The sequence below is a fragment of the Gemmata algarum genome, from assembly GCF_034097035.1.
GTDB lineage: Bacteria > Planctomycetota > Planctomycetia > Gemmatales > Gemmataceae > Gemmata > Gemmata algarum.
The window spans coordinates 1-1,900 of record NZ_JAXBLV010000065.1; the positions used below are offsets into that span (position 1 = coordinate 1).

The 1,900-nt window shown below is 60.1% G+C and carries 3 protein-coding genes and 1 pseudogene; 1 reads left to right on the forward strand and 3 read right to left on the reverse strand.

Annotated features, from left to right (window positions below; translation table 11 throughout):
* The first annotated feature begins 106 nt into the window (after positions 1–106).
* A complete protein-coding gene (locus tag R5W23_RS07060; protein WP_320685732.1) occupies positions 107–310 on the forward strand; it encodes a hypothetical protein in 204 nt (67 codons plus the stop codon).
* A gap of 305 nt (positions 311–615) precedes the next feature.
* Here the strand turns inward: R5W23_RS07060 and R5W23_RS07065 are convergent, their stop codons facing one another.
* From R5W23_RS07065 to R5W23_RS07075, 3 genes and pseudogenes are all read right to left on the reverse strand, one after another.
* Positions 616–1,047, reverse strand: a complete 432-nt coding sequence (locus tag R5W23_RS07065) for a hypothetical protein (protein WP_320685733.1) — start codon at positions 1,045–1,047, stop codon at positions 616–618.
* Positions 1,048–1,207: 160 nt separating this feature from the next.
* A complete protein-coding gene (locus tag R5W23_RS07070; protein ID WP_320685734.1) occupies positions 1,208–1,534 on the reverse strand; it encodes a hypothetical protein in 327 nt (108 codons plus the stop codon).
* A gap of 147 nt (positions 1,535–1,681) precedes the next feature.
* Positions 1,682–1,900 (reverse strand): annotated as a pseudogene (locus R5W23_RS07075) (hypothetical protein); the annotation flags it as partial.

The window sequence follows — 1,900 nt, forward strand, 5'->3', positions numbered from 1 at the left end:
TCGGCCACCGAACTAAGGCCGCTTGAGCACCGGTTGGGGAGGGGGACGAACACGCCCACGCTATCGTGAATGAGGTCTACTCAATCGGGGGGGGACCGGCACGATCGTGGCGAGCGGGTACACCCCGGTGGACGCGACCAGCACGGCGTCCCCGACCAGCGGCACGAGCCTCTACAATCCGACGACTGAGAGCACGTACTACACGTACCCACAGACTTACAACTCCTACCCGTACTCCGGGGGCTACCCGTACCCGATGTACTCGGGCGGGCGGTCATCACGCGGCCTGTTCGGCTGTATGCGTCGGTAACGGACACCGACCAAGCGGTAAGAGCGGGCTATGGGAACATCCTCCGGCCCGTTCGCATTGAGTCAGGCAGCACGAACTCCTCTCAAGCAATCGGGGCGGCCCGTCAGATAAATCTCCCTTGCCTCCCACTTACCAAGTGCAGATCGTCATGCGTAGCGAAGACGAGTGGAGACAACCGAGGACGGCGACACGAAGTGTAACCCTGATCGCACAGGGAACGCGAACTCCGGTGCCCGCTGAAGGCCTTCAACAAAAAGAGCCGCCCCAACATCGGGGCGGCTTCGCAAAACGTAAGATCGAACTCGTTACTTACTCTTCACCGTCAGTTTGAAGTCGCTCGCGACCTCGGGCACATCGGCCTCGCTCTTCGCCTTCGCAGCCACCTGCACGACGTGGTCGACCACCGCCGGGGCGTCCGGTGCGGCCTTGATCGTCACCTTCAGCGAGTTCTTGTCCGCCGGGAGGGTCAGGTCCTTCGTCTCGACGGTGACACCTTTTGGCAGGTTCTTCAGCTCGATGGTGACCGGGGCACTGAACCCGTCCCGGTCTACGGAGACGGTCATTTCGTCGGCACGGTCCTGTGTCACGGTCTGGCTGGCTGGTGCCTTCACCGACAGCTTGCGGGGCGTGTTCGGCTTGGCCGGGTCCTTCGACGGCGCAGTCGAGGACTCAGTTTTGCCACACCCGACAGCGGCCAGAATGCCGAGGACAACGGCGAGACACGCGAAGCGGTTCATCAAATTTCCTTTGGAGAATAATGAGCCCGCCGGTCAAAGTACTAGCGGGCTCGGCTATCACGTCTGCAACATCCGTTCCACTTTGCACGGCAGAGAGGACATTCCGCAAAGCGCGACGAATCTTTCGTCTCACCACTTGGCACATCGCTTGCCACAACTTTCACCGATCAGTCGCCCCGAGGAGACCGCGATGAGCAAAAAGAACCATAACCCCGGCCCGATACCGCCCGCGAACCGCGCCCATGCCGCCCCGGGCTTCCAGACGCACGACGAGCAGAGCGAAGCGGGTGGTGAGGGCACCGGTTTCCAGGAGCAAGACCCGAAGCGGCGTCTCGGTGACTTCAATGGGGCCGGTGAGCACTCCCGCCAGCAACCCGGGCCGCTCAATGACGGCGGCCAGCGGCACGGCGAAGACGCCGGTTGAGGCCAGCACCTTGATTTTCGCACCGAACTGGCCGTCACGCCGGATCGGGTCGAACGCGACCAAGCCATTCACGGTATCGGGCTTCGGTCGCAAGGTGTGTTAAGTGAGCGAATAAATCTATTTGCGGATGGGCGGCCCTGTCCCTGGGTACGGTGTTCGATCGGTTTGTTGAGAAGAGACCGCTGAGCGTCATGTCTTAGCACTACAGCACTAAAATGTGCAAGTGCTGCGGGAATTTGAACTAAAACATCCAGACCATTCGCGGTAGGGTTGCTGTAGTTTTTGCGACTGACGATTCCTCTTGTCATCTGCCAGCAACCGAGCGGTTGAGACATGTAGGCTCTTGTCTTCGATACGTTCGGTCTTGGCTTTCGTGGGATTGCTTGGTGGTGACGTTTTGACATTTTTCAGGTTATTCTTCTTGGCCCA

Excerpts from the sequence above, each read along its gene's own strand:
- R5W23_RS07065 (WP_320685733.1), bottom strand. The coding sequence starts at position 1,047 with ATGAACCGCTTCGCGTGTCTCGCCGTTGTCCTCGGCATTCTGGCCGCT.